The organism is Pseudomonas avellanae BPIC 631, assembly GCF_000444135.1.
Classification (GTDB): domain Bacteria; phylum Pseudomonadota; class Gammaproteobacteria; order Pseudomonadales; family Pseudomonadaceae; genus Aquipseudomonas; species Aquipseudomonas avellanae.
This window is the reverse complement of sequence record NZ_ATDK01000410.1, coordinates 1-3,075: the sequence shown is the minus strand read 5'-3', so window position 1 is coordinate 3,075 and position 3,075 is coordinate 1. Positions and strand designations below refer to the sequence as shown.

At 55.1% G+C, this 3,075-nt stretch carries 3 protein-coding genes and 2 pseudogenes; 4 read left to right on the top strand and 1 reads right to left on the bottom strand.

The features are described 5' to 3' along the window. Positions 1-67: 67 nt before the first annotated feature. The 3 genes and pseudogenes from DW49_RS0123285 to DW49_RS0123275 all read left to right on the top strand — a co-directional run. Positions 68-259: pseudogene (locus DW49_RS0123285) on the top strand (helix-turn-helix domain-containing protein); the annotation flags it as partial. 177 nt (positions 260-436) lie between these two features. Then, on the top strand, positions 437-625 hold the full coding sequence (gene relB / locus DW49_RS0123280) for a type II toxin-antitoxin system RelB family antitoxin (protein WP_002556028.1): 189 nt from the start codon (positions 437-439) through the stop codon (positions 623-625). Continuing rightward, on the top strand, positions 625-933 hold the full coding sequence (locus tag DW49_RS0123275; protein WP_024419628.1) for a type II toxin-antitoxin system RelE/ParE family toxin: 309 nt from the start codon (positions 625-627) through the stop codon (positions 931-933). Before relB ends, DW49_RS0123275 begins: the two co-directional genes overlap by 1 nt. A 350-nt stretch (positions 934-1,283) precedes the next feature. Here DW49_RS0123275 and DW49_RS1000000133790 read toward each other — a convergent pair. Then, positions 1,284-1,400: pseudogene (locus DW49_RS1000000133790) on the bottom strand (type II toxin-antitoxin system RelE/ParE family toxin); the annotation flags it as partial. 102 nt (positions 1,401-1,502) lie between these two features. Between DW49_RS1000000133790 and DW49_RS0123270 the strand changes: the two are divergent. Then, a complete protein-coding gene (locus tag DW49_RS0123270) occupies positions 1,503-2,807 on the top strand; it encodes a hypothetical protein (protein WP_145915128.1) in 1,305 nt (434 codons plus the stop codon). Positions 2,808-3,075 lie beyond the last annotated feature (268 nt).

The window sequence follows — 3,075 nt, the reverse complement described above, 5'->3', positions numbered from 1 at the left end:
TATGAAGGCATGACGCCTCCTTCATAGCGTCGGCCTGATGCATAGGCATTTTGAAATTCCTATGCATCAAGGCATCGACTTGGCCAAGAGCGCTGGTCTATATAGAGGACGCAAGCCGAATGCTAAAGTGCATGAACAGATCATTGCCTTTAAAAGCGGCGGGTGTAGCATTGCAGAGACTGCGCGGCTGGCGGGTGTCAGTGTCAGCCAGGTAAAACGTGTTTGGTCGCAGTACCTGGCGGCTAAGGTAGATGTCTGAGCCGCTGCCTTGCTCCAGTGCCTGTCTGTGACCTTGCTGAAGTATTTTCAGTCACTTGATTTGCAGTGCAACGATGGATGGCTCAGATTTGGCGTACATATGATGCGAAAATGACGTACACATGGCGTAAACGCTATGTAACAGTGATGTAAAACCCTCCCAGCTGGAGAAAGCCACATGGCCAACCTCTCACCCATCGTTTCAGAATTCGAAACGGATGAACAGGCCGCAAGCTACGACCGCTGGTTTCGCGCCAAGGTCGCCGCCAGTCTGGCCGATCCGCGTCCGGCCATCCCTCACGATGAGGTCATGGCGGAAATAGAAGCGCTGATCGATCAGGTTGAAACCCAACGTGAGAAACGCTGATGCTGCCGGTGGTCTGGCTCAGTCCCGCACTGGATGATCTGCGCGAAATCGCAACCTACATCGCATGGGAAAACCCGAGCGCAGCGCGCCGGTTGAAAAGCCTCCTGCAGGAGGCTATCGAGCCGGTAGCCGAACACCCCTATTTATATCGTTCTGGGCGAGCGCCAGGCACTCGTGAGCTGGTGGCTCACCCAAACTACGTCTTGGTCTATCGTGTCACCCTGGAGCGCATCGAGGTCGTGAACGTAATCCACGCCAGGCAGGAATACCCGGGGTTTGGGGAGCAATGGAACCGAAAACCAACGTAAGGCATGGTTAGAGTTCGCTTTTCCCGTCAGGTGGTGTGGATTAGCGAACTTTGATTTGCAGAACGAGTTTATCGCACCGCTTTTCGGCGCGTTATTGCCTTCGGTGGTGCTCGCTGAAGCGGTTTCATAAAACGGTCGTTTTATTGAACTGCCCATACGGCACGAGGGTTTGCGGGCAGGTGCTGAGCTAAAGTGCGTTTACTGGTCCACTGCTCCCCGGCCCCCAAAAACGCGCCCCTCCAGTCGCTGTGCGCCCTTCTGAGACGGTGTAGGACCTTAAAGCCGTGCAAGGGCTGCTTCGCTCCTTCACGGCGCAGGCTACGCCCTGCGCGCTTTGCTTGCGGGTTAAATCAGGGCGAGGGGTATTCCTGCCTGGCGTGGATCACGTTCACGACCTCGATGCGCTCCAGGGTGACGCGGTAGACCAGGACATAGTTTGGATGAGCTACCAGCTCGCGAGTGCCTGTTAGCGGTGACAGGTGGACGTGGGGATGCCAGTTGAGCCGCCGGCGGAACTTTAAAGCCGCTAATCACCACTCAAGGGGCATCACGGCTCGGGAACTCATCTAATGAACATTTCTACCTCAGCATTTCCAGCGATGAGAACGGCATTGCGTCAGGTAGATATGACAACAAAGGTAGGTTCTACGATAAATGTGGCTAGAAATATTGCTGGTAATAAGGTGCTGCAAGTAAAAAATTCACTGCTTGAACAGCATAAGGCAGGCCCGAACGACTTCACTTCGAAGATACTTTCCATTGTGATGGATACGTTCCAAAGTGGAAGAGGCGCAAGAGATGTCGAGCATAGCCATTCGGGCGGCTCATTTCGAATGGACGGTGCCGCCCATGGGGCGGACAAGGTCAACTATGAGCGCGAGGCTGCCAACCCTACCGTCATGAGCTTCCTTAGCATCATTGACAAAGCCGGCAAGGTGCTGCTTTCGCTGGGGAAATCCGTTGCCAAGGCGTTTGCCGCTGCAGCTGCAGCTCCCCCCAAGGATACCGTAGCGGCAAGGCAAGCTCGCAACGCATCCTTTGCCAGCAGGTCAAGCTTGAGCAGCACCCTACGTGACATAGCTACCGAGGGGTTTAAAAAGGCTCGTACACAGCAGGGTACCACTATGCCTACGCCGCCGGGCATGCCTCCGCAACCCGCCTACATCCCAAGTAACAGTGCACCGCCGCCGAATGGCCCGCCACCGCGAGCCGATAACTTCACGCGCACCGCCCAGGAGGCGCGCGCTAACGCGTTCTCCGACCTGCTGCCTTTTGCAAGCCACGCGCGGGCGACCGCCGAAGCCTATGGGCGGGCGAAACCGCGCCTGGCAAACCTTGCCCATAGGTTAAAACTCGACTTGCAAGCGGACTTGCCCCTAAGAACTGGTGCTCAAGGCGGTTTTCTAGAACAGCTGACAGTACTGACCCAGGCCCGAACCGCGACGGCGCAACAATACGACGAAGCGTTCGGCGTGGACTTTCAAAGGCTTTCGAACGACGGCAAAACTACCCGGCAAAAGAACAACTGTTTTTTCATCTCCGCTCAGCAAATCTCAGCAATGGCCAGCGGTAAGCGCCCCCCATTGATACACGACGCGGATGTTATCGAAAGTTTCCGTATAGCAAGGGAGGACGGCGAGGAAGAGCCAGACCAAATGGTGCTGGCCAGCGGCACGCTGGCAAAGCGATTCGTGGACAACCTCAACTTAGGTAAGCCGCCCAATGAGCAAGTGCGTATCCATGTGATTCAGGTGCTGCCTGGGCATGTTCTCGATGAGATACAGGGCTCAAAGCACCCAGATGCCAAAGAGGGGTTCATTCTGGACATGGGCGGCCACTTCGAAGCATTGGCCGTAAAGCCGCTCGATGTATAGGAATTATTGAAATTCCTATACATGAACAGGGCAGCCTGCGGCTGCAAATTGTGGGATTTTGAAATCGGTTATCATAGCCAAAATTGAGTCGATCCCTCCTCAGCACAGGCTTACACATGGCGTCAGAGACAAAAAAACGTAAACGGGCAAGCCGGGCAAAAGCCAAGGCAAAGCAGACCCGTCTCCAACGCGCCGGGCATACCACCTTCGTTCCCGATACCGAATTTTTCTTCGATGTCGATCCTTTGGGTGATGTCGATCTTTGTAG